This is a genomic window from Moryella indoligenes (assembly GCF_030812885.1).
GTDB lineage: Bacteria > Bacillota > Clostridia > Lachnospirales > Lachnospiraceae > Moryella > Moryella indoligenes.
The window spans coordinates 193,234-219,891 of record NZ_JAUSTO010000003.1; the positions used below are offsets into that span (position 1 = coordinate 193,234).

23 protein-coding genes are annotated in these 26,658 nt (G+C 55.9%); 9 read left to right on the top strand and 14 right to left on the bottom strand.

The genetic code is table 11. From position 1 onward, the window contains the following. Positions 1-109 precede the first annotated feature (109 nt). The 8 genes from J2S20_RS03595 to J2S20_RS03630 all read right to left on the bottom strand — a co-directional run bounded on the left by J2S20_RS03595 (position 110) and on the right by J2S20_RS03630 (position 8,802). Positions 110-1,162, bottom strand: a complete 1,053-nt coding sequence (locus J2S20_RS03595) for an electron transfer flavoprotein subunit alpha/FixB family protein (RefSeq protein WP_106611555.1) — start codon at positions 1,160-1,162, stop codon at positions 110-112. Between the two features lie 27 nt (positions 1,163-1,189). After that, on the bottom strand, positions 1,190-1,972 hold the full coding sequence (locus J2S20_RS03600) for an electron transfer flavoprotein subunit beta/FixA family protein (RefSeq protein WP_106611554.1): 783 nt from the start codon (positions 1,970-1,972) through the stop codon (positions 1,190-1,192). Between the two features lie 17 nt (positions 1,973-1,989). Then, on the bottom strand, positions 1,990-3,141 hold the full coding sequence (locus J2S20_RS03605; protein WP_307253278.1) for an acyl-CoA dehydrogenase: 1,152 nt from the start codon (positions 3,139-3,141) through the stop codon (positions 1,990-1,992). Positions 3,142-3,292: 151 nt separating this feature from the next. Continuing rightward, positions 3,293-4,126, bottom strand: a complete 834-nt coding sequence (locus J2S20_RS03610; protein WP_106611552.1) for a 3-hydroxyacyl-CoA dehydrogenase NAD-binding domain-containing protein — start codon at positions 4,124-4,126, stop codon at positions 3,293-3,295. A 98-nt stretch (positions 4,127-4,224) separates the two neighbouring features. Next, entirely contained in the window at positions 4,225-5,001 is a 777-nt protein-coding gene (locus tag J2S20_RS03615) for an enoyl-CoA hydratase-related protein (protein WP_307253280.1), read from the bottom strand. 130 nt (positions 5,002-5,131) lie between these two features. Continuing rightward, positions 5,132-6,316, bottom strand: coding sequence for an acetyl-CoA C-acetyltransferase (locus J2S20_RS03620; RefSeq protein ID WP_307253282.1), 1,185 nt, complete (start codon positions 6,314-6,316; stop codon positions 5,132-5,134). 239 nt (positions 6,317-6,555) lie between these two features. Next, positions 6,556-8,412: a DUF898 family protein gene (locus J2S20_RS03625; protein WP_307253284.1), complete on the bottom strand. Its 1,857-nt coding sequence runs from the start codon at positions 8,410-8,412 to the stop codon at positions 6,556-6,558. A gap of 21 nt (positions 8,413-8,433) precedes the next feature. After that, positions 8,434-8,802: a DUF2752 domain-containing protein gene (locus tag J2S20_RS03630; protein ID WP_170065352.1), complete on the bottom strand. Its 369-nt coding sequence runs from the start codon at positions 8,800-8,802 to the stop codon at positions 8,434-8,436. A gap of 514 nt (positions 8,803-9,316) precedes the next feature. On the opposite strand from J2S20_RS03630, the gene J2S20_RS03635 reads away from it, so the two are divergent. From J2S20_RS03635 to J2S20_RS03665, 7 genes are all read left to right on the top strand, one after another. Continuing rightward, positions 9,317-10,636 carry an ABC transporter substrate-binding protein gene (locus J2S20_RS03635; RefSeq protein WP_106611548.1) on the top strand — a complete coding sequence of 440 codons (1,320 nt, stop codon included), beginning with the start codon at positions 9,317-9,319 and terminating at the stop codon, positions 10,634-10,636. A gap of 110 nt (positions 10,637-10,746) precedes the next feature. Beyond that, positions 10,747-11,589 carry a carbohydrate ABC transporter permease gene (locus tag J2S20_RS03640; protein WP_106611547.1) on the top strand — a complete coding sequence of 281 codons (843 nt, stop codon included), beginning with the start codon at positions 10,747-10,749 and terminating at the stop codon, positions 11,587-11,589. Then, entirely contained in the window at positions 11,586-12,425 is an 840-nt protein-coding gene (locus tag J2S20_RS03645) for a carbohydrate ABC transporter permease (RefSeq protein WP_106611546.1), read from the top strand. The genes J2S20_RS03640 and J2S20_RS03645 overlap by 4 nt, the downstream gene beginning before the upstream one ends. Before the next feature lie 27 nt (positions 12,426-12,452). Further along, positions 12,453-13,463 (top strand): LacI family DNA-binding transcriptional regulator, encoded by a 1,011-nt coding sequence (locus J2S20_RS03650; protein WP_106611545.1) that lies wholly within the window; start codon positions 12,453-12,455, stop codon positions 13,461-13,463. A gap of 32 nt (positions 13,464-13,495) precedes the next feature. Next, complete coding sequence (malQ, locus tag J2S20_RS03655; protein WP_106611544.1) at positions 13,496-15,001, top strand: 4-alpha-glucanotransferase; 1,506 nt, start codon at positions 13,496-13,498, stop codon at positions 14,999-15,001. A 42-nt stretch (positions 15,002-15,043) separates the two neighbouring features. Then, the gene (locus tag J2S20_RS03660; RefSeq protein ID WP_106611543.1) at positions 15,044-16,222 is read left to right on the top strand and encodes an ABC transporter ATP-binding protein; all 1,179 of its coding nucleotides are present in this window, start codon (positions 15,044-15,046) and stop codon (positions 16,220-16,222) included. A 184-nt stretch (positions 16,223-16,406) separates the two neighbouring features. Beyond that, positions 16,407-17,753 carry a butyryl-CoA:acetate CoA-transferase gene (locus J2S20_RS03665; protein WP_106611542.1) on the top strand — a complete coding sequence of 449 codons (1,347 nt, stop codon included), beginning with the start codon at positions 16,407-16,409 and terminating at the stop codon, positions 17,751-17,753. A gap of 109 nt (positions 17,754-17,862) precedes the next feature. On the opposite strand, the gene J2S20_RS03670 is transcribed toward J2S20_RS03665, so the two are convergent. From J2S20_RS03670 to sufC, 6 genes are read right to left on the bottom strand one after another with little or no spacing between them, the layout of a single operon-like run. Then, positions 17,863-18,096 (bottom strand): hypothetical protein, encoded by a 234-nt coding sequence (locus tag J2S20_RS03670; protein ID WP_211292147.1) that lies wholly within the window; start codon positions 18,094-18,096, stop codon positions 17,863-17,865. Positions 18,097-18,098: 2 nt separating this feature from the next. Next, positions 18,099-18,551, bottom strand: coding sequence for a Fe-S cluster assembly sulfur transfer protein SufU (gene sufU, locus J2S20_RS03675; RefSeq protein WP_106611541.1), 453 nt, complete (start codon positions 18,549-18,551; stop codon positions 18,099-18,101). A 12-nt stretch (positions 18,552-18,563) separates the two neighbouring features. Beyond that, positions 18,564-19,805, bottom strand: a complete 1,242-nt coding sequence (locus J2S20_RS03680) for an aminotransferase class V-fold PLP-dependent enzyme (protein WP_307253297.1) — start codon at positions 19,803-19,805, stop codon at positions 18,564-18,566. After that, on the bottom strand, positions 19,802-20,932 hold the full coding sequence (locus J2S20_RS03685) for a SufB/SufD family protein (RefSeq protein ID WP_106611539.1): 1,131 nt from the start codon (positions 20,930-20,932) through the stop codon (positions 19,802-19,804). Before J2S20_RS03685 ends, J2S20_RS03680 begins: the two co-directional genes overlap by 4 nt. 10 nt (positions 20,933-20,942) lie before the next feature. Continuing rightward, positions 20,943-22,352 carry a Fe-S cluster assembly protein SufB gene (gene sufB / locus J2S20_RS03690; protein ID WP_307253300.1) on the bottom strand — a complete coding sequence of 470 codons (1,410 nt, stop codon included), beginning with the start codon at positions 22,350-22,352 and terminating at the stop codon, positions 20,943-20,945. Between the two features lie 5 nt (positions 22,353-22,357). After that, positions 22,358-23,107, bottom strand: a complete 750-nt coding sequence (gene sufC, locus J2S20_RS03695) for a Fe-S cluster assembly ATPase SufC (RefSeq protein ID WP_106611537.1) — start codon at positions 23,105-23,107, stop codon at positions 22,358-22,360. Between the two features lie 375 nt (positions 23,108-23,482). Here sufC and J2S20_RS03700 point away from each other — a divergent pair, with 375 nt between their 5' ends. Beyond that, a complete protein-coding gene (locus J2S20_RS03700) occupies positions 23,483-25,012 on the top strand; it encodes a sodium:solute symporter family protein (protein ID WP_307253303.1) in 1,530 nt (509 codons plus the stop codon). Beyond that, positions 25,009-26,655, top strand: coding sequence for a sensor histidine kinase (locus tag J2S20_RS03705; protein ID WP_307253305.1), 1,647 nt, complete (start codon positions 25,009-25,011; stop codon positions 26,653-26,655). The genes J2S20_RS03700 and J2S20_RS03705 overlap by 4 nt, the downstream gene beginning before the upstream one ends. Positions 26,656-26,658 lie beyond the last annotated feature (3 nt).

The following is a 26,658-nucleotide window of genomic DNA, read 5'->3' on the forward strand; positions in this document are numbered from 1 at the left end:
CGGACAAAAGTAAAGCTAAGTCTTTTTATTAACAAGAGTATCAATAAAGCATCGCAACAAAAAAGGCCACTGCATTCATATGCAATGGCCCCTCTCAATTTTTTTATGATTACTGTTTTGCTGCGATAAACGCACTGATCTCCTTTGCCAACGCCGGAACGATCTTGTTCAGATCGCCGACGATGCCGATATCTGCCACATCAAAGATCGGAGCGTCCTCATCCTTATTGATCGCAATGATGAGATCGGACTCCTCCATACCTGCCAGATGCTGGATCGCACCAGAGATACCGCAGGCAATGTACACCTGAGGACGAACGGTCTTTCCTGTCTGTCCGACCTGAAGATCCTTCGGCTTCCAGCCCGCATCAACCACCGCACGGGAGCAGGAGACCTCTCCGCCGATTGCCTTTGCGAGATCCTCAAGAATCTTGAAGTTCTCAGGACTTCCTACACCGCGGCCGCCGGATACGAGGATCTTTGCGTCCATAATGTCAACGGTATCGCTGATCTTCTTGACGACCTCAAGAATCTCAACATACTTCTCATTCGGAGTGAAGCCCGGGTTGAACTTCACAACATCGCACTTTCTGCCTTCCTGCTTCTCTCTCTTCTGCATAACACCCGGGCGAACAGTCGCCATCTGCGGACGGTTGTTCGGGCAGGCGATGGTTGCGATCGTGTTTCCGCCAAAAGCCGGACGGGTCATGAGCAGCTGATTATGCTTCTGCTCGTGCTCCTTGCCCGGAACGACAACCAGCGGGAAATCACCGATATCAAGCTTCGTGCAGTCCGCAGTAAGTCCGGTAGCGACTCTCGCGGAGACGCTCGGACCGAGGTCACGACCGATCGGTGTAGCACCGATCAGAACGATCTCCGGCTTGTAGGTATTGATCACCTCGGAGAGTGCATGGGTGTACGGCTCTGTTCTGTACTCCTTGAGCTCCGGATCGTCCACCACAATAACCGTATCTGCACCGTACTCCGCGAGCTCCTTGACCTGCTCCTCCATCTCAGAACCGATCAGAACTGCGGTAACCTCTGTCTTCAGATCTGCTGCCAGATCCTTTGCTTTGCCGATTAACTCAAATGCGATACCACTGATTCTGCCATCGACCTGCTCGGCAAAGATATATACTCCCTTATATTCTTCTAAGTTCATTTTTCCCTCACCACTTTTCAGATTATTTTAGATAACGTGCCTACTGGTTAACTGCTCCATAAGATATGCTACAGATGCCTCAGCATCAAGATTGACCTTGGTTCCCTTGCCCTTCTTGACCTTATCGGAGGCCTTCGCGATCTTTGTCGGAGAACCTGCAAGTCCCATATCCTTATCCTGAAGGGTGGGCAGATTCGCTCTTCCCCAGGTTGTAACCTCTTCATCAAAGGCATCAAAGATGCGGCCGACAGTCATATAGCGCGGATCATTCAGCTCTGCCAGAGCAGTGCAGAGGCAGGGAAGCTTCACCTTAAGCACATGATATCTGTCATCGAACTGACGCTGAACAATCGCATAATCGCCCTCGATCTTCAGATTCTGAGTGTAGGAGATAACCGGAAGGCCAAGGTGCTCCGCGATCTGCGGGCCGACCTGTGCGGTATCGCCATCAATTGCCTGACGGCCGGTGATGATGAGATCATACTCGAGGTTACGAATTGCAGCTGCAATCGTACTGGAGGTGGCCCAGGTATCTGCGCCGCCGAGCACTCTGTCGGTGACAAGGATCATCTTGTCAGCGCCCATTGCGTAAGCCTCACGCAGCATATCAGTCGCCTTCGGAAGACCCATCGTGAGCACAGTGACCTCTGCTCCACACTCGTCCTTCAGTCTCAGCGCCGCCTCGAGGCCTGCCTTATCATCCGGGTTCATGATAGCCAGCATTGCTGCTCTGTTCAGTGTTCCGTCCGGGTTGAATGCAACGCCTCCCTTTGTATCCGGAACCTGCTTAATGCATACGATAACTTTCACGATCTGTCCCTCCTAATTTATTTCAGTAAGTTTGCGGAAATGACCATGCGCTGAACCTCAGAGGTTCCCTCATAGATCTCCGTGATCTTCGCGTCACGCATCATGCGCTCAACATCATACTCTCTGATATAACCATAGCCGCCGTGCAGCTGTACGCACTTTGTGGTGACTGCCATAGCAGTCTCTGCTGCGAAGAGCTTTGCCTTTGCAGCCTCCATACCATACTGCTTCTGGGTCTGCTTCGCCATAGCTGCCTTGTACACAAGAAGCTGTGCAGCTTCGACCTCTGTCGCCATATCTGCAATCTGGAACTGTGTATTCTGGAACTGTGCAAGGGAACGGCCAAACTGCTTTCTCTCCTTGACATAATCAATGGTTCTCTCAAGAGCGCCCTCCGCAAGGCCGAGAGCCTGAGAAGCAATACCGATACGTCCGCCATCCAGCGTATGCATGGCAATGTTAAAGCCCTTGCCTCTCTGCCCGAGCAGAGCAGTCTTCGGAATGCGGCAGTCCTGGAAAATAAGCTCATAGGTAGCAGAGCCGCGGATACCCATCTTCTTCTCCTTCACGCCGAAGGTGAAGCCCGGAGTTCCCTTCTCAACAATAAATGCAGAGATCTCCTTCATCATTCTGCCGCGCTTCTCAACAGTTCCGGTAACGGCAATCACAATGTAGATATCTGCATACTTACCGTTGGTGATGAAGCACTTGGATCCGTTCAGAACCCACTCATCTCCGTCAAGCACAGCCTTTGTCTGCTGTCCCTGTGCGTCGGTTCCTGCTCCCGGCTCAGTCAGGCCAAAAGCACCGAGCTTCTTACCGCTTGCCAGCTCCGGAAGATACTTCTTCTTCTGAAGCTCGGTTCCGAAGGTAAGAATCGGATCCATGCAGAGAGATGTGTGTGCAGAAACAATAACGCCTGTGGTGCCACATACCTTGGAGAGCTCCTCAACGCACATCGCGTAGGTGAGGATGTCGCAGCCCTGTCCGCCATACTCCTTCGGAATCGGAATACCAAAGAAGCCATAGCGCGCCATCTTCTCGACAGTCTCCATCGGGAAGCGCTCAGTCTCATCGACCTCCTGAGCCAGCGGCTTCACTTCGTTTTCAGCGAATTCTCTGAATAACGTGCGCGCCATTTCGTGTTTCTTGTCTAATACGAAATCCATTTATCCTTCCTCCATGTTAAATAATTAACGCACTTCGACGTATCACTGCGGGGATACCCTTTCGTATCCCCGCAGAACGTCTCCATACAATTACTGCCCATTATTATAACAGAAAAGCCAAGCCGCGAACAGTATTTCTGTTCTCAATTTCTCAATACTCGTAGAAACCTCTTCCCGTCTTTCTTCCCAATCTGCCTCCGCGAACCATCTTTCTGAGCAGCGGATGCGGGCGATACTTCGAATCTCCGGTCTCCTGCTGCAGCACCTGCATGATCGCAAGCACGACATCGAGTCCGATCAGATCTCCCAGCGCCAGCGGCCCCATCGGATGATTTGCGCCGAGCTTCATTGCCTCATCAATCTTTTCCGCCGGAACATCATTCTCCGCATAGACACCGATCGCCTCATTGATCATCGGAATCAGGATCCGGTTCACGACAAATCCGGCAAATTCACGCATCTGCACCGGAATCTTCCCGATATCCTCGGAGATAGCACTGACCTTATCTGCAATTTCCTGGGGCGTATTCAGTCCGACACTGACCTCAACCAGCTTCATGACAGGTGCCGGGTTAAAGAAGTGCATACCTGTGACCGGTCTGTCAAGCCCTGCGCCTATCTCCGTAATGGAGAGCGAAGAGGTATTTGTAGTAAAAAGACAATCCTTCTTACAGATGGTCGCAAGCTCACGGAAGGTATCCTTCTTGATCTGCATATTCTCAACGGCAGCCTCGACGATGAGGTCGCATTCCTCGCAGATGTATTTGGTTCCCGTGTGAATGCGGTCAAGAATTGCCGTCATCTCCTCTTCTGTCATCTTGCCGCGACTGACGCGCTTCTGGAGATTGGCCTCAATACGCTTCTTTCCTCTTCCGGCAAAGATTTCGTTCAGATCACAGAGGCATACCTCATAGCCCTCGACCTGCGCAAATGCCTGTGCAATGCCGGCTCCCATGGTTCCGGCTCCGATAACGCCTACCTTCATAGAATACTCCTCCTTATTACTGTGTCATCATACTATATATTTCTGATTGCCGCCACAAAAAACGCTTGATTTATGTATAGATTTAACAGATACCCTTATCAGTGATTCAAAAACTCTCTCTCTTTACGCTTCTCCAGAAACGCAGACATGCCTTCTTTCTGGTCATGTGTGCCAAAACAACTGCCGAACAGCTTCTCCTCAAGCACAATTGCGGCATCCATATCTGCTTCCAGTCCTTCATTGACCGCCTTCTTGCAGGCGCGCACCGCGATCGGCGCATTGGAGGCAATCCTTGCGGCGAGCTTCTCCGCCTCCGGTATCAACTGCTCCAGCGGATAGACAGCATTCACCAGGCCGATGCGAAGCGCCTCCTCCGCCCTAATATTCTTTGCAGTATAGATGAGCTGCTTCGCCATGCCCGGACCGACCAGCCGGGCCAGTCGCTGGGTGCCACCAAACCCCGGAGTAATGCCAAGTCCCACCTCCGGCTGTCCGAACATCGCATTCTCCGAACAGATCCGGAAATCACAGCACATGGAGAGCTCACAGCCCCCACCGAGTGCAAAACCATTGACCGCAGCGATCACCGGGACGGGCAGCGTCTCTATCATGCGAAATACATCGTTTCCCTTCTTTCCAAAGGCCTCTCCCTCCGCAGCGCTGAGTCCGCTCATCTCCGCGATATCTGCCCCGGCGACAAAGGACTTCTCGCCGGCTCCAGTCACAATGAGGCAACGAATTTCTTCCATATCGACGCTCTCAACAACGGTCTTTAATTCGTCCAGAACCTCACTGTTTAAAGCATTCAGAGCTTTTGGGCGATTAATGGTTATGATTCCGATCTGCCCTTTGCTTTCATAATCTACATATCCCATAGCTTCCCTCGCTTCTTCTTAACTCTTCTTAACGCACCACGCGCAGTGCCGAATTTTCGGCACTGCGCACCCAGCCTGTTTCTACTGATATCTGATTTTCATCAAGTGATAACCGAGCCCTGCTCTGCACTTACTCGTACTTCTCCACAATTGTGGCGCAGCCCTGTCCGCCGCCGATGCAGAGGGTTGCGAGACCTCTCTTTGCATCTCTCTTCTGCATCTCGTGAAGCAGCGTCACCAGAATGCGGCAGCCGGAAGCGCCGATCGGATGTCCAAGTGCAACCGCGCCTCCGTTGACATTGACCTTCGACATGTCAAACTTCAGGTCCCTCGCCACGGCCACGGACTGCGCCGCAAAGGCCTCATTCGCCTCGACAAGATCCATATCATCGATGGTGAAGCCTGTCTTCTGGAAAGCCTTTGTGGTCGCCGCCACCGGACCGATTCCCATGATGGCTGGATCCACACCGCCCAGAGCGCCGCCGATCCAGGTGGCCATCGGCTTCACACCGAGCTCCTTCGCCTTCTCCTCGCTCATCACAATCACTGCTGCCGCGCCATCATTGATTCCGGAAGCATTTCCCGCTGTGACTATTCCATCCTTCTTGAATGCCGGCTTTAACTTCGCAAGTCCCTCGACTGTGGTGCCCTCTCTCGGCCCCTCATCCTTTGCGAACTCAACCACAGCCTTCTTCTGCTTCACTTGAACCGGAACGATCTCCGTGTCAAACCGTCCCGCTGCCATCGCAGCGCAGGCCTTCTGCTGGCTGTCTGCGGAGAACGCATCCAGCTCCTCACGGGTCAGACCATACTTTTCAGCAACATTTTCTGCCGTAATACCCATGTGATAATCATTGAAGGCATCCCAGAGTCCGTCGTTCACCATGGTATCGATCATCGTCGCATTGTTCATTCTGTAGCCAAAGCGTGCCTTTGTCAGCGCATAGGGAGCCATGGACATATTCTCCATACCGCCTGCCACGACGATATCTGCATCTCCCGCCTGGATCATCTGTGCCGCCATATTGACGCAGTTCAGACCGGAGCCGCAGACGATATTTACTGTCACTGCCGTGGATGTATAGGGAAGACCTGCCTTGAGCGCAGCCTGTCGCGCCGGGTTCTGGCCCAGAGCAGCCTGGAGCACATTACCCATGTACACGTGATCGACCTGTTCCGGGGTAATACCTGCCCGCTTCATGGCTTCCCGGATGACAATTGCACCGAGTTCCACCGCGGGGGTTGTGCTCAGCCCGCCGCCCATCTTTCCGATTGCGGTACGGCATGCGCCAGCAAGAACAATTTTCTTAGCCATAGCTTTTTTTCCTCCTTGAGCCTGAACATGATAAACCACATTTCTTTGTTTTTATTGCTTATAGCAATAATATATCTGAGCCATTTCGCTTTGTCAAACATTTTTGACAATTTTTTATCAATCTCTTCTCTCTTCTCTTAGTTATTAAGCACTATATTGCGCTTTATATCGCGGATTTTGTGTACACATCTGTGCTTTTCTGCTTTTTTTATAGATTATCTTGCTTCGCACGCAGAGGATCATCCATTCTCATAGCTGCAGTGCCTGTAGATCCACCTCCAGATCCGCACCTGTCCCCAGCTGGCATAGATGCCGCAGCTCAGCACACTGAAGAGGGCAATGAGGAGATAATGACCAAAGAACTGAAGACCGGTACCGCCAAAGCTCAGCCTTCTGCCGCCGATCAGCTTATGACGCATCTCCCAGCGCTTCATGAATGCGATGGCCCAGGGAAGCGCAAGGCCGCAGGTGCAGACTGTGATGATAAAGCAGAGGAGCATATAGCCGGCGCACTCAAAGGTATTGCCGTCAAACTCCGAGCCCGGAACGGCATGATCCAGCATTACCTGATCCCCGTAATAGAAGGTATGCTTCATCTCCCACTTCAGATAATCCACAGGAACAAAGAGCGTATAGATACCACAGGTTACTAACGAGAGCAGCACCCACTTGATATAGAGACCGAACATCTGCCCGCCTGTGCCGTTGAAGTCCAGGCGTCTGCCCTCGATGAGCGTATGATTCTTGCGCCACTTTACGATCCTGCACTGCATCCATGGCCACGCAATGCCGCAGGTCACAGCGTTCACGACAGCGGCAAGCAGGCTGTAGCCCAGATACTCCAGCCCTTTTCCGTCAAACTCCGAGCCCGGAACAGGCTGCCCGCCGGAAGCAGCCATACCCGCACCGGCTCCCGCAGCCCGGGAGAGACTGTCCTGCTGTGTGATCAGGAGGTAGACGCCGATGATTGCCGCCAGCACCAGAAAGAGGCACAGAGGACGAATTCCAAGCAGGCTCCCGCAGGCAAGAAGCGCAAACACTGCACCGATGAGCGGAAGCATCCTGTCTACGCTGCGCCCGGTCTCACCGGGTCCGCCCGCACTCTGTCCTTTCAGGAACTCCCGAGCCGCCAGCCCGACGCCGATGAGCGTGATAATGATAGCTGCCGCACGAAGCAGCCCCATAAGAAAGCCTACCAGCATGTATGGGCCATCGTACCAGTACATCTGTTCCTGAAGCTGCTCCAGCGGGAAAAGGATGATCCCCAGCGCCAGCGGCACAAACAGCACTGCCAGACAAAAGAAACGCACCGCGGTGGGTGGGAGGCCATCCAGCCCCTTCATTGCCTTATCGGTCCACTCCATCGCCCTGTCGCCGGCAGCTTTGCTGAAATCGTTGAATGCCTCCTGCCCCTGCTTCTGCCAGCTGTTCTGGTTCTGCTGCGACGATTGCCCTGCAGCGGCTCCCTGACTTGCCTGTGTATACTGGTTCTGCTGCGACGATTGCCCTGCAGCAGCTCCCTGACTTGCCTGTGTATACTGGTTCTGCTGCGACGATTGCCCTGCAGCAGCTCCCTGACTTGCCTGTGTATACTGATTCTGCTGCGACGATTGCCCCGCGGCAGCTCCCTCATTTGTCTGTGTATACTGGTCTTGCTGTGCCGATTGTCCCGCGGCGGCTCCCTGACTTACCTGTGTATACTGATTCTGCTGCGACGATTGTCTCGCAGCAGCCTCCTGATTTACCTGTGTATACTGATTCTGCTGCGACGATTGCTCTGCAGCGGCTCCCTCTTTTGTCTGTGTATACTGGTCCTGCTGCGTGTTCTGAGCCTGCTGTGTATTCTGCGTCTGCTGTGTACTCGCGCTCTGGCTCTGCTGCGACCACCCGGCTGCGTCCCCCTGTGCCGCCTGCTGCTGCGTGTTCTGAACCTGCTGCCGAGCCTCCTGAACGGATTGATCCATCTGGTTTTCCTGCGGTGCTCTCTCCTGCGGTGCAGCGCCCCCCGCCGTCTCATGATGCAGCGGCGCTCCGCAGTTCATGCAGAACTTTGCCGTCGCGTCCACTGGTTTTCCGCAATTCGAACAAAACTTCATGTGGTTGTAGTCCCCCTTCTTTTAAGATAAATTTCGCAGTACGCCATATGCAAGTGTCCCAATCAGCAGGATCAGCAAAAGCAGAAGTTCCGCGACACTGAACTGCAGCTCATCCGTCCGCCGTTGTTTCAGCTTGCGGAATAAGAGATACAGAAGCAGCAGCGGCAGCAGCGTCACGGACAGCGCGTTCATCCTCCACGCAGCTTTCAGGTCGAAGTGCAAAAGCGCAATCATGGCCCGTGTCATCCCGCAGCCCGGACACTCAAGGCCTGTGCACTGATGAAATAAGCAGGGAATGCCATATCCGCTTCTTCTGACAAATTCCAGATAGACAATCCCCAGACACAGAACCACACAGGCATGTGCCAGCATCTTCCACTTCTTATTCATCACACATCCGCCACCTCTAAGGACATCCCTTCCGGGTACGCCTCCCTCAGTCTCTGTTTCACCTCCGCTTTGCCTCGCTCCCGGCTCAAAGGCAGATGAAATACTCAACATCAAATCTCCGCCTCAGTTTGAACCTGCTAATTGTTTTCAGTATATCATTCCAATCAGTAATAATCATCTGAAATATTCTGCTGAAGGGCACAAGAAACCCAAAATTCTGCACAAATAGCCGCGCAGAAAATTGTGAGACTATACAAAATCAAGAAAATATAATTCTTTTTCTTGATTGTCCTGACAACAGGGCGTAATATCAGCTTAGCAGCCTTCTGGTAACGTTTCCGGAACCGTTACCAGAAGCAGGAAAGCAACGATCTGTCATAAGTTTCCGGAACGCAGAATGCAGTCGTCCAGAGTACTGCCCAAACACTCCGCCATATCCCTCCAGTGATATTCCGGAATCGGTCTCTTCGCACTGCATCAGTAATCAGGCAACTATTTTAAGGAGGTATATGAAATGAAGAAGAATCTACTTACAATGGGACTCGGCGCGGCCATCTCCCTCTCTCTTCTGGCAGGCTGCGGCGGCTCCGGAAGCACAGCTTCAGGATCGGCCGACAAGAAGGCGGACGGCGCTTCTGTCTACTACCTGAACTTCAAGCCTGAGGCAGATACGCAGTGGCAGGAGCTCGCAAAGGCCTACACGGAGGAGACCGGTGTTCCGGTCATCGTGAAGACCGCAGCCTCCGGCCAGTACGAGGCGACACTGAAGGCGGAGATGTCCAAATCTGAGGCGCCGACTCTCTTCCAGGTAAATGGACCTGTGGGCCTCGCGGCATGGAAGGACTACTGCCAGGATCTAAGCGGCACTGCCGTTGAGGGAGAGCTGACCAGCGACGACTTCAAGCTGATGGACGGCGACAAAATGCTGGGGCTTGCCTATGTCTATGAGGGCTATGGCATCATCGTGAACAGCGAGCTGCTGGAGAAGGCAGGCTACAGCACCGCAGATATCAAGGACTTTGCTTCCTTTAAAAAAATCGTTGAGGACATCAGCGCGAGAAAGGACGAGCTCGGCTTCTCCGCTTTCACCTCCGCAGGTATGGACGGCTCCTCCGACTGGCGCTTCAAGACCCACCTCGCCAACCTTCCGCTCTACTATGAGTATAAGGACGAGGGCTACGAGGGAACTCCGGCAGAGATCAAGGGCAGCTATCTTGACAACTACCGCCAGATCTGGGATCTCTACATCAACAACGCGACCTGCGAGCCGGGTCTTCTTTCCACGAAGACCGCTGACGACTCCACCGCAGAATTTGTCACCGGGCAGGCCGTCTTTTATCAGAACGGAACCTGGGAGTACAAAAATATCCTGGAGCAGGGCGGCGAGGAGCTCGCCTCAAAGCTCGACATCATCCCGATCTACATCGGCGTAGACGGCGAGGACAAACAGGGCCTCTGCATTGGAACCGAGAACTACTGGTGCGTCAACGCCAAGGCCTCCGAGGAAGCTGTAAAGGCAACGCTGGACTTCATCAACTGGTGCGTGACCTCCGACAAGGGCACAACTGCCATGGCAGAGGAGATGGGCTTTATCTCCCCGTTCAAGAACGCCAAGGAGACCGCAAACATTCTGAATAACAAGATGAATGAATCTGTCGCCTCCGGCAAATATGCCGTGTCCTGGGTCTTCAACCATATCCCCTCCGAGGAGTGGAAGAACGGCGTGGGCTCCGCGCTCACAAGCTACGCGGCAGATCAGAGCGACGATAACTGGAAGGCTGTCGTGACCAGCTTTGTAGATGGCTGGGCCACCGAGGCAGCAGCGGCGAAGTAATATCAGTAGAATGCACACCGTTTGGCGGGTGGGAGTTTCGGCCCGCCCGCCATTTCTGATTGATCAGGACATTTCACTTCCGATTTCTCCCTGAGAAAGGAGGCCACTCCGTGGAGAAAGCCATAAAACGCTACTTTCCCATCTTTCTTCTGCCCACCATGATCGCCTTTTTCATCGGCTTTCTGGCGCCCTTTGCCATGGGGCTCTGGCTCTCGCTCTGCGAGTTCACAACAGTCACCGACGCGCGCTTCGTGGGATTTGAAAACTACGTCCTCGCCTTTCAGGACAGCATATTCCGCCACGCCTTCTGGTACACCGCCCTCTTCGCAATTGTCTCTCTCACGGTCATCAACGTCATTGCCTTCGCGATCGCACTGGCGCTGACACAGAAGCTTAGGGGCACCAACATTTTCCGCACGGTCTTCTTCATGCCGAATCTCATCGGAGGCATCGTGCTGGGCTACATCTGGCAGCTCATATTCAACGGCATACTGGCGGGCTACGGCAAGGCCCTCGCCCTGAACCAGTGGTACGGCTTCTGGGGACTGGTGATACTGGTCTCATGGCAGCAGATCGGCTATATGATGATCATCTACATCGCAGGGCTGCAGTCCATCCCGGGCGGCGTGCTGGAGGCGGCGCAGATCGACGGTGCAAACGGATGGCAGAGACTGAAAAATGTCATCATTCCCATGATGATGCCCTCCATCACCATCTGCACCTTCCTCTCCATCACCAACGGCTTCAAGCTCTTTGACCAGAACCTGTCTCTCACCGCCGGCGAGCCCTCGAAGCTCTCTGAAATGCTGGCGCTGAATATCTTCAATACCTTCTACGGCCGCGTCGGCTGGGAGGGCGTCGGACAGGCGAAGGCCGTCATCTTCTTCATCCTGGTCGTCGGCATCGGGCTGATTCAGCTTCGCGCCACCCGCTCCAAGGAGGTACAGCAGTGACGAAAAGAAAAGAAACGCTGAACAATATCGGCACAGGCTTTTTCACCTTTCTGTGCCTTTTCTACATTCTTCCCATCATCATCGTGTTCTTCAACTCCTTCAAGAAGAAGTCCTTCATCAACCTGAAGCCCTTTGAGCTCCCGAATGAGAGCACCTTCACGGGTCTCGACAACTACTCCGCCGCGATGGGACAGTACGGCTTTCTGAAAGCTGTCGGCTGGACCGTTTTTATCACGGTGGGCTCTGTGCTCGTGATCCTGGTATGCACCTCCATGTGCGCGTGGTTCATCACCCGTGTGAAAAACCGCGTCACAAAGACCATCTACCTGCTCTGCGTGTTCTCCATGGTCATCCCCTTCCAGATGGTGATGTTCACCCTCTCTCTGGTGGCAGACCGCCTGCACCTTAACACACCCTGGGGCATTATCATCATCTATCTGGGATTCGGTGCAGGGCTCGCGGTCTTCATGTTCTGCGGCTTCGTGAAGTCCATCCCGATTGAGATCGAAGAGGCCGCTCTGATCGACGGCTGCTCCCCGCTCCGAATGTTCTTCTCCGTGGTGCTTCCGATCATGAAGCCGACCTACATCTCCGTCGGCATACTGGAGACCATGTGGATATGGAACGACTTTCTTCTGCCCTATCTGGTGCTTGATACCAACAAGTACAAGACCATCTCCATTGTGGTCCAGTACATGAAGGGCTCCTATGGCAGAGTGGATATGGGCGCGATTATGGCGGCCCTCATCATGGCAGTAATTCCTGTAATCGTCTTCTATCTCTCCTGCCAAAAATATATCATCAAGGGTGTGGCGTCCGGCGCTGTCAAGGGCTGAGCCGCACAGTACAGGGAGGTGAACGCTATGACCATCAAAGACATCGCCCGGCTGTCCGGCTACAGTGTGAGCACCGTCTCCCGGGTGCTCAACAAGCATCCGGACGTGAATCCAAAGACGCGGGAGAAGGTGCTTGCCGTGATTAAAGAACAGGGCTTTGCCCCGAACGACAACGCAAAGCTTTTGAAGATGCAGGCGCAGTCCTCTGTCGCAGTTCTCGTAAAAGGTTCACAGAATCCTCTCTTTGCGGACATCCTGGAGAGGAGTCAGTCGCTCTTTCAGCAAAACGGCGAGGCGAGCTATGTCGCATATCTGGATGAGGATGCGGACGAGGTGCAGCACGCCGCAAGGCTCATGGAGCTCCGCCATCCGAAGGGCTTTCTCTTCCTCGGCGGAGATCTGGAGCACTTTAAAGACAGCTTTTCGCAGCTCAGCACTCCCTCGGTGCTCCTGACAAACGATGCCCGCGCCCTCGGCTTTCCGAATCTCTCAAGCTTTACGACGGACGATGCCTCCGCGGCGGCACAGGTGATCGACAGTCTCACGGAGCATGGCCACCGAAGCATCGGTGTCATCGGCGGAAGTCTTGCACTCCATCAGGTGAGCTACCGGCGCATCCGGGGCGTTCAGCAAGCCATGGAGCAACATGGTCTCTGCTTTGATCTGGATCGCTGCTACGAGCCCTGCCGCTATTCCATGGAGGAGGGCTATCAGGCGACCATGCGGCTTTTAAAACGAAACGGGGCGCTCAGCGCGATCTTTGCTCTGGGGGATGTGATTGCCCTCGGGGCACTGCGGGCAATCTGCGACCGGAGGCTCCGGGTTCCGGAGGATATCTCCCTCGTCGGCTACGACGGAATCGCCGCGGCAAAATACAGCATTCCCCGCCTCAGCACTGTCTGCCAGAATACAGAAGCGCTTGCGGCGCGCGGCGTCAGCGCGCTTTTGCAGCAGATACGCCTCGGCGCGGCGCCTCTCCACGAGACCATTCCCTTTGAACTCCGCCTCAGCGAGAGTATCGGCACACCGCGCTGCTGATAGCCGCTCATCCATAGAAAGGTCACATTTTTATGAGAAGTTCCGGTATACTGATGCCAATCACAGCACTCCCCTCTCCCTGCGGTGTGGGTACCCTCGGGGCGGACGCGCGCGCCTTCCTCGACTTCCTGTCAGAGGCAGGACAGCGCTGCTGGCAGATACTTCCCATCGGACCCACAGGCTACGGGGACTCTCCCTATCAGTCCTGCTCCTCCTTTGCAGGAAACCCCTATCTGATAGATCTCGAGGAGCTTCGTGCAGCAGGGCTGCTGCTCCGCAAGGAGTATGAGAACCTTAACTGGGGTAATGATCCCGCCCGCGTGGACTATGCGTTGCTCTACGAACATCGTCTGTCCGTCCTGCGTCGCGCTGTAACGCGACTGTGGGCAGAGGACCATCCCCTGCTTCCTGCACTCCGTCAGTTCTGTGCGGAGGAGGCGTGGTGGCTTGAAGACTACGCGCTGTTCATGGCGCTGAAGGGACGCTTTCAGGGCGCGTCCTGGAGCTGCTGGCCCGCAGCGCTGAAAAAGCGTGAGCAGGAGGCCATGAAGGAAGCGCAGGATGAGCTCTCCGATGAGCTCCGCTTCTGGAGGGGCGTACAATTCCTCTTCTCTGTGCAGTGGCGACGGCTAAGGGACGAAGCAGCCAAGCGAAGCATCTCCCTCATTGGGGATCTCCCGATCTACGCCGCGGAGGACAGCGCAGACGTATGGGCGGATCCCGGACAGTTTCAGATGGACGAAACGCTGCACCCTATCGCTGTGGCGGGCTGCCCTCCGGACGGCTTCTCGGCGACCGGTCAGCTCTGGGGCAACCCCCTCTTTGACTGGACAAAGATGAAACAGGACGGCTACCGATGGTGGATACGGCGCATTGCGTTTCAGTTCCGCTTCTACGACGTACTGCGGATCGACCACTTCCGCGGATTTGACTCCTACTATGCCATCCCCGCCGGCGCAAATACCGCAGAGCGCGGCAGCTGGCAGCCCGGTCCCGGCATCGACTTCTTTCGCACGCTGGAGCAGGCGCTCGGAAAACGGCCCATTATTGCGGAGGATCTTGGTTTTCTCACCCCCTCCGTACATCAGCTGCTAGCCGATACCGGCTATCCGGGCATGAAGGTACTGGAATTCGCCTTCGACAGCCGGGATGGCGGCGGCAGAAGCTATCAGCCCCACAACTATCCGAGGAATTGTGTGGCCTATGTCGGAACACACGACAATGACACCGCGCTCGGCTGGCTTCAAAACGCGGCGCCGGGAGACGTGGCACTCGCCAGGGAATACCTGCACACAGACCCTCAGGAAGGCGAGGGCTGGAGCATGATGCGCGCCATCTGGAGCAGCGCCGCAAAGCTCACAGTCGTACAGATGCAGGATCTCCTGGAGCTCGGAAGCGAGGGCCGCATAAATACTCCCTCTGTTCTCGGCGGAAACTGGCAGTGGCGGGCACTCCCCGGCTTTGACAGCCCCGCGCTTGCAGCGCGGCTGCGCCGGTATATGGAGCTCTACGAGAGAGTGAATATAATTAAAAAATAAACAGGAAACATACACAACGCATATTTATTATGGAGGTAAATCATGGCTGAGGTCAGCTTGCGCCACATCGAAAAAATATATCCGAACACCGAGAAGAAGCATGGCGCGAAGAAGAGCAATCTGAAGATCACGGAGGAAGGCGTCCTCGCCGTAGAGGATTTCAATCTGGAGATCCGTGACAGGGAATTTATCGTTCTGGTCGGCCCCTCGGGCTGCGGCAAGTCGACGACGCTTCGCATGGTCGCGGGACTTGAGGATATCACCCACGGTGAGCTGCTCATCGATGGAAAGCGCATGAATGAGACGGAGCCAAAGGACAGAGATATCGCGATGGTCTTCCAGAGCTATGCTCTGTATCCGCACATGACAGTTCGCGGCAATATGGAGTTCCCGCTGAAGCTCCGCAAAATGGATCAGGCGGAAATAGACCGCCGGGTCAATCAGGCGGCGGAGATACTCGGCATCACAGAGTATCTGGACCGAAAGCCCAAGGCCCTCTCCGGCGGACAGCGTCAGCGCGTCGCCATCGGAAGAGCGATCGTCCGGGAGCCGAAGGTGCTGCTCATGGATGAGCCGCTCTCAAACCTCGACGCAAAGCTCAGAAACCAGATGCGCGCAGAGATCATAAAGCTCCGGCAGCGCATTAACACGACTTTTATCTATGTGACCCACGACCAGACGGAGGCGATGACACTCGGCGACCGCATCGTCATCATGAAGGACGGAGTCATCCAGCAGATCGGTACGCCGCAGGAGGTCTTTGAACATCCCGCCAATCTCTTTGTGGCGGGCTTCATCGGCGTCCCGCAGATGAATTTCTATGATGCGGAGCTCCTGCTGGAAGAGGACGGACACTATGTCGTCCAGATGGGACAGTTCCGCGTGATCCCCTCCGATGAAAAGCAGGAAAAGCTGAAAAACAATCAGGTAGAGCCGCAGACCATCACCCTCGGCGTGCGTCCGGAACATATCGCGCTCCTCGGCGACGGAGAGAACACGCTTCCGGGCACAGTCGATGTGAGTGAGATGATGGGCAGCGCTGTGCATCTGCACGTAAATGCCTGCGGCAGGGACAGCATCATCATCGCACAGACCATGAGCTTTGAGGGCAAGGCTCCGATCAACATGACGATCGGAAGTCCGATCTCCTTCACCTTCGGAGGAAATGTTGTGCACATCTTCCGAAAGGAGGACGGGCGGAATCTTGAGAGCGCCCTGTAAATACAGCCCGCTCCGCTCTGCGCTTCCCTCTGAACATCAGCCGTGGCCTCCTCCGGGAAGCCACGGCTGCTTTGTGCTAAGATACATTGCAAAGCGTGTCCTGGAATGGTAAACTGGTACTGCGTTGTTTTCGAAACGCCTCATTTTTTCGTACAAAATGACAAAATATCACGCGGAGGTAGGTATGAATATTCAGGAAGAATATGCTTCAAAGCTGGTCAGCGCAGATACTGCTGCCGCTGTTGTAAAATCCGGTGACTGGGTCGACTACGGCTGGTGCGTCGGAACACCGGTCACAGTCGATCAGGCCATCGCAAAACGACTCCCGGAGCTTGAAGACGTGAAGTTCCGCGGAGGCGTGCTCTTAAAGCGTCCGGCTGTCTTTGATGTGGAAAATGCACCCGAGCACATGTGCTGGAACTCCTGGCACATGACCGGTATCGAGAGAAAGGCCATTGCAGAGGGCTTCGGCTACTTCTCTCCCATGCGCTATGCGGAGCTGCCCCGCTTCTACCGCGACCCGAACATGCCAAAGCCGGATGTCGCAGTGATTCAGGTCACGCCCATGGACGGGCACGGCTACTTCAACTTCGGCCCGCAGGCCTCTCACCTCGCAGCAATGTGCGCCTCCGCAAAGAAGGTCATCGTCGAGGTCAATAAAAACCAGCCGAACTGCCACGGCGGTTTTGAGCACTGCATTCATATCTCCGAGGTTGATATGATCGTCGAGAGCGGCAATGAGCCCATCCCGCAGCTTCCGGCAGGCGGCCCTGCCTCTGAAATTGACAAGACTGTCGCAAAACTCATCGTCGAGGAGATCCCGAACGGCGCCTGCCTCCAGCTCGGCATCGGCGGTATGCCGAACGCAGTCGGCTCCATGATCGCAGAGTCCGATCTGAAGGATCTCGGCGTGCACACGGAGATGTACGTGGACGGATTTGTGGATCTCTATAACGCCGGAAAGATCAACTGCTCCAAAAAGAATCTGGACCGCGGCCGTGAGGTCTATGCCTTCGCCGCAGGTACACAGAAGCTCTACGACCACCTGAACAACAATCCTGCCTGTATGAGCGCACCGGTTAACTACACCAACGATCCCTACGTCGTCGCACAGATCGACAATTTCATTTCGATCAACAACGCGGTCGATGTGGATCTCTTCGGACAGGTCAACGCGGAGTCCGCAGGCATCAAGCAGATCAGCGGAACCGGCGGACAGCTGGACTTCGTGATGGGCGCTTACCTCTCCAATGGCGGCAAGAGCTTCATCTGCATGTCCTCCTCCTTCCAGCCGAAGGGCAAGCCCATGCAGTCCCGCATTCGTCCGACCCTTACCCCCGGCTCCATTGCATCCGACCCGCGCACGGCGGTTCACTACCTCGTCACGGAGTATGGCATGGTGAACCTGAAGGGTCTGAATACCTGGCAGAGAGCAGAGGCCATCATCTCAATCGCACATCCGGATTTCCGCGATGAGCTGATCGCAGAAGCGGAAAAGATGGGCATCTGGAGAAAGAGCAACCGGAGATAAAGCCTGAAAACATTTTTTTAAATATTGCCTAAAAAATCCCCTGGCCGATATGATTGACACATCGGTCAGGGGATTTCTGCACTCAGCATAACACAGTGCAGCCAATCAGTCATTTCTGCAGCTCGCGAAGCTCCTGAAGCAGCTCGATATCCTCCGCGATGACACGCATATTTGTGGTCACGGGCGCGGCCCCCGGCTTTGTGACAGTAATCTCCAGTATGCTCCCCTCCGGCAGTCCCGGAGCAATCACTGCGCGGAGATAGGAAACCACCTTTGGATGATTCTTCTGAAATTTTCTTCCGAGACCTGCAAGCTTCATCAGCGCGAGCGGATTCATCGCCATCGTTATTCCTTCTCCGTTGTCACCGCGTCAGAGGCACCGTTCAGCATCTCCTCCATGGTGTGCCAGCCGAGCACCGCACACTTCACGCGGGCAGGCATATGCGAGATATCCTGAAGCACTCCGGCCTCCTCAAGCTCCTCCAGCTCCTCTTCCGTGATTCTGCCCTTAATCATACGAAGGAATATCTCTGAGAGGCGCCTCGCCTCAACCTCCGGCTTTCCGATGATCAGATCCAGCATCATATCTGCCGAGGCCTGTGAGACCGCGCATCCATCCCCGGTGAATCCCCCATCCTCTATGATGCCGTCCTTCACGCGCAGCTTCAGGATGATGTCGTCTCCGCAGCTTGGATTTACACCCTCCAGCACCAGATTCGCATCCGGAATATCGCGCTTGTTGCCCGGGTGAAGATTATGATCCGTCAGAATTTCATTATAAAAAATTTTATTTGCCATATTTGTCCCCGCTTAGTCCTCATAACCCATCTCCGCTCTCACGCGGGACAGACTGTCCGCAAGCTTCTGAATCTCCGCCTCCGTGTTATAGAAGGCAATGCTCGCCCGGGTGGTGGAGGGTGTCTTCATAAACTGCATGAGCGGCTGTGCGCAGTGGTGTCCCGCGCGGATATTCACTCCGTCCGCATCCAGAATCGCCGCGATATCGTGCGGATGCACCCCGTCGATCGTGAAAGTAAAGATCCCGTGATGCTCCCCGGCCTGCTTCGGCCCGAGTATACGAAGATGCGGTATCGCGCTGAGCTTCTTCATCGCCACATGGCTTAAGTACTCCTCCCGCTCCAGTATGGTATCCCAGCCGAGCTCCCTGTAATACTCAATCGCCGCACCAAGCCCCGCCGCGCCGGAGGCATTGACCGTACCCGCCTCAAACTTATGCGGAAGAGGCGCCCAGGTCGCCTTCTCACGGCTCACATACTCTATCATCTCGCCGCCAAAGAGGAAGGGCGGCATCTTCTGAAGCAGCTCTCTTCTGCCGTAGAGCACGCCGATCCCCATGGGTCCCAGCATCTTGTGCCCGGAGAAGGCGAGGAAATCCACGCCGAGCTCACGCACATCCACCGGAATATGTGGCACACTCTGCGCGCCGTCCGCCACAAAAAACGCCCCCTGCCTGTGGGAGAGCTCCGCAAAACGGCGGATATCATTTTTCACCCCCAGCACATTGGAGATCTGCGTCATGGAGACGAGCTTTGTCCGCTCTGTCAGCGCAGCGAGAAAGCGCTCCTCGCTGATATATCCCTCCGCGTCCGGCTCCAGAAACTTAAGGACCGCGCCGCAGCGCCGCGCCGCCTGCTGCCAGGGAATCAGATTGGAGTGATGCTCCATGATCGTGATGAGGATCTCGTCCCCCTCTTTGAGAAACGCCTCGCTCCCCGCATAGGCGACGAGGTTCAGGCTCTCAGAGGCATTCCGCGTGAAGATGATCTCCTCTGTGCTCTCCGCATTGATAAACTCCCGCACGAGCTCACGCGCGTTCTCATAATCATCTGTCGCGCGGACACTCAGCGCGTACAGCCCACGGAGCGGATTTGCATTGTCCTCCTCATAGTAATGCCGCATGCAGTCCAGAACGCGCACCGGCTTCTGTGTCGTTGCGGAATTATCCAGATAGGCGATCTCCGGATGACCGCTGATCAGAGGGAAATCCTTTCGTATCCGCTCGTCCTGTGCTCTTCTCTCTTCCTGTGTCATAGCTCTTCCTCTCCGCTCTCAAGGAGCGCACAGCGCGTCTTCACATCCGGAATCTTTCGCATGATGGCATCCAGACGCGCCTTCGCCATCATCTCATAGATCTCGTCCCGCCTCATGCCGCGGGATTCCATGTAGAATAGCAGCTCCTCGTCCAGCCTTCCTATGGTCGCCCCGTGGTTCCCGACTACATCCTCCTCCGCACAGAGTATGATGGGAATGCTGCGATTCGAGACCGTCTCGTCCATGAGAAGCACATCCTCTGTCTCCTCTCCGACCGCGCCGGCGCAACCGTGCTTAAAATCAATGGTATCCCGGAAGACCTTCGAGGCGCGGTCCCGCATGACCCCCTTCGCGCTGATCTCACAGTTTGTCTTTCTTCCGGTATGAATCACCTCGTAATTCATGTCGTAGTGCGAATCGCCGACTGCAATGTAGCCGATATCCGCCGCGAGATGACTCCTGTCTCCCGCAAGCGCCGCACTGAGCCCCTGATAGACATGCCTTCCGGAGAGAATCAGGTGTATCACCTTCAGCTCCGCGCGCTCCGCCGCCTCCGCGCCGACATCATTCAGAAAACTGTAGCCATCGCCGAGCTGCACCACCTGCACCAGCGTGAGCCGCGCCCCCTCCGCAAGCCTGATTCTTGTCTGCACGCCCGCGAGCCCCTTCGCAGAGAGCTCTGAGCGGTAATCCATGACCACCGTGAGCGCGCTGTTCCTCCCGAGAGAGAGATTCACCGCGGAGAATTTCCCCGCTGCCGCCGGTGCGCCCTCCTTCTTCTTTCCGTCCGGGCGCATGTCGATCTTCCCGGAGGGATCGTACTCCTCCTCTGCATCCGGCAGAGAAAAGTTAAGGCGCAGCGCATCCCGCTCCGGGACGCGCATCTCATCCGGCACCGAACAGCTCAGCACAGGGATTCCCGCCGCAGAGAGAGCCGCTCCGAACTCCGCTCCGCTCCCGGTTCGCATCGCGGGAAATGCCGCCGTCCCACTGGTCTTCTCCACCCGCACGCCCTCCGGAAGTTCGATCGCCGGAGAGAGCTTCTGCAGGGCCGGAAGCTTTTTCAGCTCCGCCCCGTTCATTTTAAGCCAGCCGAAGGTCGGCGTGGCCAGCGTATTGATTTTCACAGCTTCCTCCTTATCCGATCGCACCCTTCATCTCAAGACGTATCAGGTTGTTCATCTCCACCGCGTACTCAAGCGGCAGCTCCTTGCCGACATTATCCGCGAAGCCGCTGACAATCAGCGCACGCGCATCCTCCTCGGAGACGCCGCGGCTCATCAGATAGAAGACCGCGTCGTCCGAGATCCTGCCGATCTTCGCCTCGTGGCCCACATCCGCCTTATTGGTTCTCACATCCATCGCCGGAATGGTGTCCGAGCGGGACTCACCGTCCAGCATGAGCGACTGACATGAGGTCGAGGACTTGGAATTCTCCGCCTTTGGTCCGATCACAACAGAGCTTCGGAAGGTGCTGATGCCGCCGCTCTTTGAAATGGAGCGGGTGTTCACATAGGAGCTCGTATCCGGCGCATTGTGCACCACCTTGCAGCCGGTATCGAGATTCTGACCGCGGCCCGCAAAGGTCACACCGGTGAATTCGCTGCGCGCACCCTTCCCGTTCAGCACGCTCATCGGATAGAGATAGGAGACGTGTGAGCCAAAGGAACCGGAGATCCACTCCACCTTTCCGCCCTCCTCAACCTTCGCGCGCTTGGTATTTAAGTTGTACATATTCTTCGACCAGTTCTCGATGGTCGAGTAGCGTATGGTCGCATTCTTCCCGACAAAGAGCTCCACACAGCCCGCATGAAGATTTGCCACATTGTACTTCGGTGCGGAACATCCCTCGATGAAGTGAAGGTAGGCTCCCTCGTCCACGATGATCAGCGTGTGCTCAAACTGCCCGGCGCCCGGCGCATTCAGACGGAAATAGGACTGAAGCGGAATCTCCACGGAGACGCCCGCCGGGACATAGACGAAGGAACCGCCGGACCAGACCGCGCCATGCAGCGCCGCGAACTTATGGTCCGTCGGCGGAACCAGCTTCATGAAGTGATCCTCTATCATCTGTGCGTAGGGGCCGTGCATGGCGCTCTCGAGATCTGTATAGATCACGCCCTGTTCCGCGACCTCCTTCTTCACATTGTGATAGACGAGCTCGGAATCATACTGCGCGCCGACACCGGCCAGAGACTCTCTCTCCGCCTTCGGAATACCGAGCTTCTCAAAGGTGTCCTTGATTTCCTCCGGAACTTCAGACCACTCCGCATTCATCTTTGTGTTCGGGCGCACGTAGGTCACAATATTTTTCATGTCGAGGCCCTCAATCGACGGGCCCCAGTCCGGCATCTCCCTCTCGTTGAATATCCTCAGGGACTTCATACGGAAATCATGCATCCACTCCGGATCATTCTTTCCGCGGGAGATCTCCTCGACAATCTCCTCCGACAGCCCCTCCTTGATGCGATAGGCATCCTTATCCTCATTTCTGAAGTCGTATAGAGAGCGGTCAATGTCGGCAACATAGGTTTTTTCTTCTGCCATCTTCTTCACTCCCTGGACTCAAAGCGCGCGAAGCCGTCGCGGTTGATCTCCTCAACCAGGCTGCCGTCTCCGTCGGTGACGATGGTTCCATTGACCAGCACATGGGTGTGATCCACATGCAGGGAGGAGAGGATACCGGTGCTGTGCGTGATGATGATAAGCGCCGAATCCTTGTCCTTCTGATACTCCTCGACGCCGCGGGACACAGTCCGCACCGCGTCGACATCCAGACCGGAATCCGTCTCATCCAGTATGGCGAGAGAGGGCTTCAGCATGAGCAGCTGCAAAATCTCCGCCTTCTTCTTCTCGCCGCCGGAGAACCCCACATTCAGGTCGCGGTCAGCATAGCTCGGATCCATCTGCAGAACCTCCAGCGCCTTGGCGATCTCCTTCCGGAAGTCCCAGAGGCGGATACGCTTCCCGGTGCGCTGCTCCAGCGCATTGCGGATAAAGTTTGCGAGGCTGATGCCCGGTACCTCCAGCGGATTCTGGAAGGACATGAAGATGCCCGCCTTCGCGCGCTCGTTGACCGGCATTGCGAGAAGGTCTTTCCCGTCAAAGCTGATCTCTCCACCCGTCACCTCATAGTGCGGATTTCCCATCAGTGTGTTGCCGAGGGTGGACTTGCCCGCGCCGTTCGGGCCCATCAGCACATGGGTCTCTCCGCGCTTTACATTTAAATTAAGACAGCGAAGAATCTCCTTCTCCTCGACACGGACAGAGAGATTTCGAATGTCCAGTAGTTCCTTACTCATAGCTTTCCTCCTGGCGGTCACGCCGTTTTCCGGCGCATCCCTTATAATGATCTTTGCTTCAAAGCATTATATCGCGGCGGTTTTCCGTATGCAAGAACAATTCCTACTAAAACACTGTGAATTCTGTTTTTCTTTCCATACAAGGCTGTGCAGCCCTCTCTCAGCCTCATGGCTCTGAACGATTTCTTTACGCTGCCTTCCTCTGCGGGCGATACGCCTCCTCGGATGATTTTCGCATGCAGGAAACGCAAAGGAAGGGTTCATATGAGAGAAAAAGCTGCATCCTGTGGTACAATAAGACTGTCTGTGAAGGCGGACATGGGAAAAGCCGCACACAGCGCAATGCACGGCTGAAGCCGCAGCAAGGAGACTACCATGGGTAAAACAGCGCTCTATCTCGCATACTTCTGCATCTACTCCGTCATCATGCTGATCATAGGCAAAGGCAGCATGCATGGCTCCAGCACCCCGCGGGACTACTTTATCTGCGAGAGAAAGGTCTCTCTGCCCTTCTGCGTCGCGACCTTCACCGGCACCTGGGTCTCCGCCATCACCATACTGAGTCTCACCGGAAGCATCTATGAGGAAGGACTTCCGGTGCTCTTCTACGCCGTGATTCCCTGGTTCCTCGGCGCCTTTCTGCTGGCACTCACCGCAAGACAGCTGTACAGCAGTGCGGCGATCACCGTTCCTGAGATGTTCTGGCTCCGCTACCACTCCCGCGCACTGCAGGCAGTCTACGGCGTCGTACTGATCTTCGTGTATATCTTCTACCTCGTCGCGCAGTACAAGGGCTTCGGCCTCGTCGCCTCCGCTCTGTTCCGCATCCCCTACCCCGCGGCGGTCTGCATGGTATATCTCTTCATCACCTACACAACCATCGGCGGCTACCGCTCTGTGCTCCGCACCGATATGTTTCACCTGCTGCTGCTCTCCGGCAGCCTCCTCCTGGTCTGCGGAAGCTTCGTCGCAAAGGCGGGCGGCTTCTCCGCGCTCTACAGAGCTGCCGGACAGGTTCAGGGCTTTGCGCACGCCGGCATCACAACACCGACTTCTCCCGGACAGCTCCTGCAGCTCTTCGGCGGCCGCTACACGCCTCTCATCTCCCTCTCCATGTTCTGGGGCTGGGGACTGGGGCTCGCCTCGAACCCGCAGTATCTGGTGCGCATTCTGAGTGCGAAGGACAGCCGCACCGCACGAAATACCGTGCTCGTCTCCCTCGCGATCCTCGCGGCCCTCTACTTCGCCCTGATCCATATCGGCCTTGCCATGCGCGTCATGATTCCGAGCCTTCCGGACGCAGAGACGACGGACAGCATCTTCATCCGCCTCATCAACAACGAGCTCTACGGCCCATGGAGCGGCTTCTTTCTCTTCTCCGTCATCGGCGCCTGTGTGAGCACCGCCAATTCCCAGCTCCTTCTGATCGCCTCCTCCCTCTCCTATGATGTGATACGTCCGCTCGCACCGAACGGACTGCCGGACAAGCGGGTGGTCGCTCTGGCGCGCCGCTCTGTCATTGGCGCCGGCACCATCGTCATGCTGCTCACTCTGAACCCTCCGCACTTCACGCTCTCCTACGGCGGAGATCTCTGGGGCGTCGTGGCGATCCTGCTGTTTCCGTCACTCTACGGAAGTGTGCTCACGGGGCGTGTCACCCTTCGCGGGATCTGGTGCTCCATCGCCGCGGGCGCACTCTCCATCGCAGTGTTCTACCCGCTCCGTGCCATGGGGCGCATCCCTGTGCATCCGGCGCTCTGCGGCGTCCTGATCTCCACTGCCGCCCTGTTTTTCGGCTCCGTCACAGAAGGTAAGGACGCGGGTAATGTCGACTCCCTTGGACGCTCCGTTGCCTGCCCGCAGACTGAAGATGAAAACACCCGGCGAGAGGAGGATGCAGAATGAAACGGCTCCGCTTCTCTATCGAAAACAAGATTCTGATCCCCTTTGTCAGCATCACCCTCGTCTGTATTCTGGCCTTCTGCCTCATCTTCTTCTTCACCGAGTACCAGCTGAAGCTGCAGGCGGAGAGCACAAATGCCAGAACCATGAGTGCCGCGCTGAATGCGGAGATCAACCGCAGCTCCCATTCCAGCGCCATCACAGAGCTGCTGGAGCGAAACGCGCTCTTCCGGGACTCGGAGAACCTCTTTCTCTACGACAGCAAGGGAGAGCCCGTGCTGTCCCCCCGCAGCTTCGGACAGGATGAACTGATACTCTCAGAGAGCACGGACAACCGGCTCGGCTGGCACATTGTCTTCGCGATCAGCCGCAGCGCTCTCGCATTCACCATTCTGGAGGAGCAGCGCTATATGATACTCTCCGCCATCGCCATGATGCTGGTCATTGTCCAGACCAGCACCTTTGTGGCCTACAATATATCAAATCCCATACGTGAGCTCTCGGCACTCTGCACAAGGATCAGTCAGAACCCGGACAGGAGTTCTGCCGAGGTCGTGGAATATGCGGACCGCTACGATGAGATCGGGCAGCTTGCAGCCGCCTTCCGTGCGATGATGGAAAGTCTGCGGCGCCACACAGACGAGCTGAACTGGGTCAAGGCACTGAATGTGAGCATTGTTCAGAACCTTCCGCTCGGCGTCATCGTGTACAACGAGGCGCAGAACCTCATCTTCCGCAACGCCCGCGCGGAGGAGATGCTCTCCCACACAGAGGAGCGGGATCCGAAGGGACTCTCTCTCGAGCAGCTGGTGGAGGAGGCGCTGCGCCGCGGTGAGGTGCTGCCCGTGCAGCTGCGCCTCTCAAATCCTTCGGGCAAAACGCGCAGTCTGGAGCTCGGCGTCTGGGAGCTTCGCGAGGCCGACCGCAACACCCCTCTCGGCTCTCTCTGCACAGTCGACGATGTGACGTACCGTCAGCACATCGAGGAGAAGATAGCCCGGGATGAGAAGCTCGCCTACACGGGACAGCTCGCGGCTGATGTCGCCCACGAGGCGAGAAATCCGCTCGCCGGTATCCGGGCGGGCCTGCAGGTCATCTCCCGGAAGCTCCCGGAGGAGAGAGACAGCCGGCTCTGTACGGAGATGATACGCGAGGTGGACCGCGTCAATCTCCTGATCGAAAATCTCGTGAATCTCTCCAGAAAGCGCGAGAGCGAAAAGACCACAGTGAATCTGAACGCACTCTGCGATGAGATATTGCTGCTCTATAATAAAGTGGCGGAAAATAAGGGCGTGACCCTCTCCGCAAAGCTCGGCGGGGCGCTCTGGCTCTTTGCGGACGAGCAGGAGATACGTCAGATTCTCATAAATCTCATCAACAACAGCCTGAAGGCCATGCCGGAGGGCGGCACAGTGACGCTCATCGGAGAGCAGAGTGCAGAGGGGATCGGAATTTCCGTCTCTGACAGCGGTCAGGGCATGAGTCAGGAGGAGCTGGAGAGCGCACTGCACGGAAGCTCCGGCGGACTCGGCATTTCCATCGTCCGGCGGCTGGTGCAGCGAAACGGCGGAAGCTTCCGCATGTGCTCCGCGCCGGAACAGGGCACAACGGTATACTTAAGCTTCCGCGGAACAGAGACTCCGTAGTAT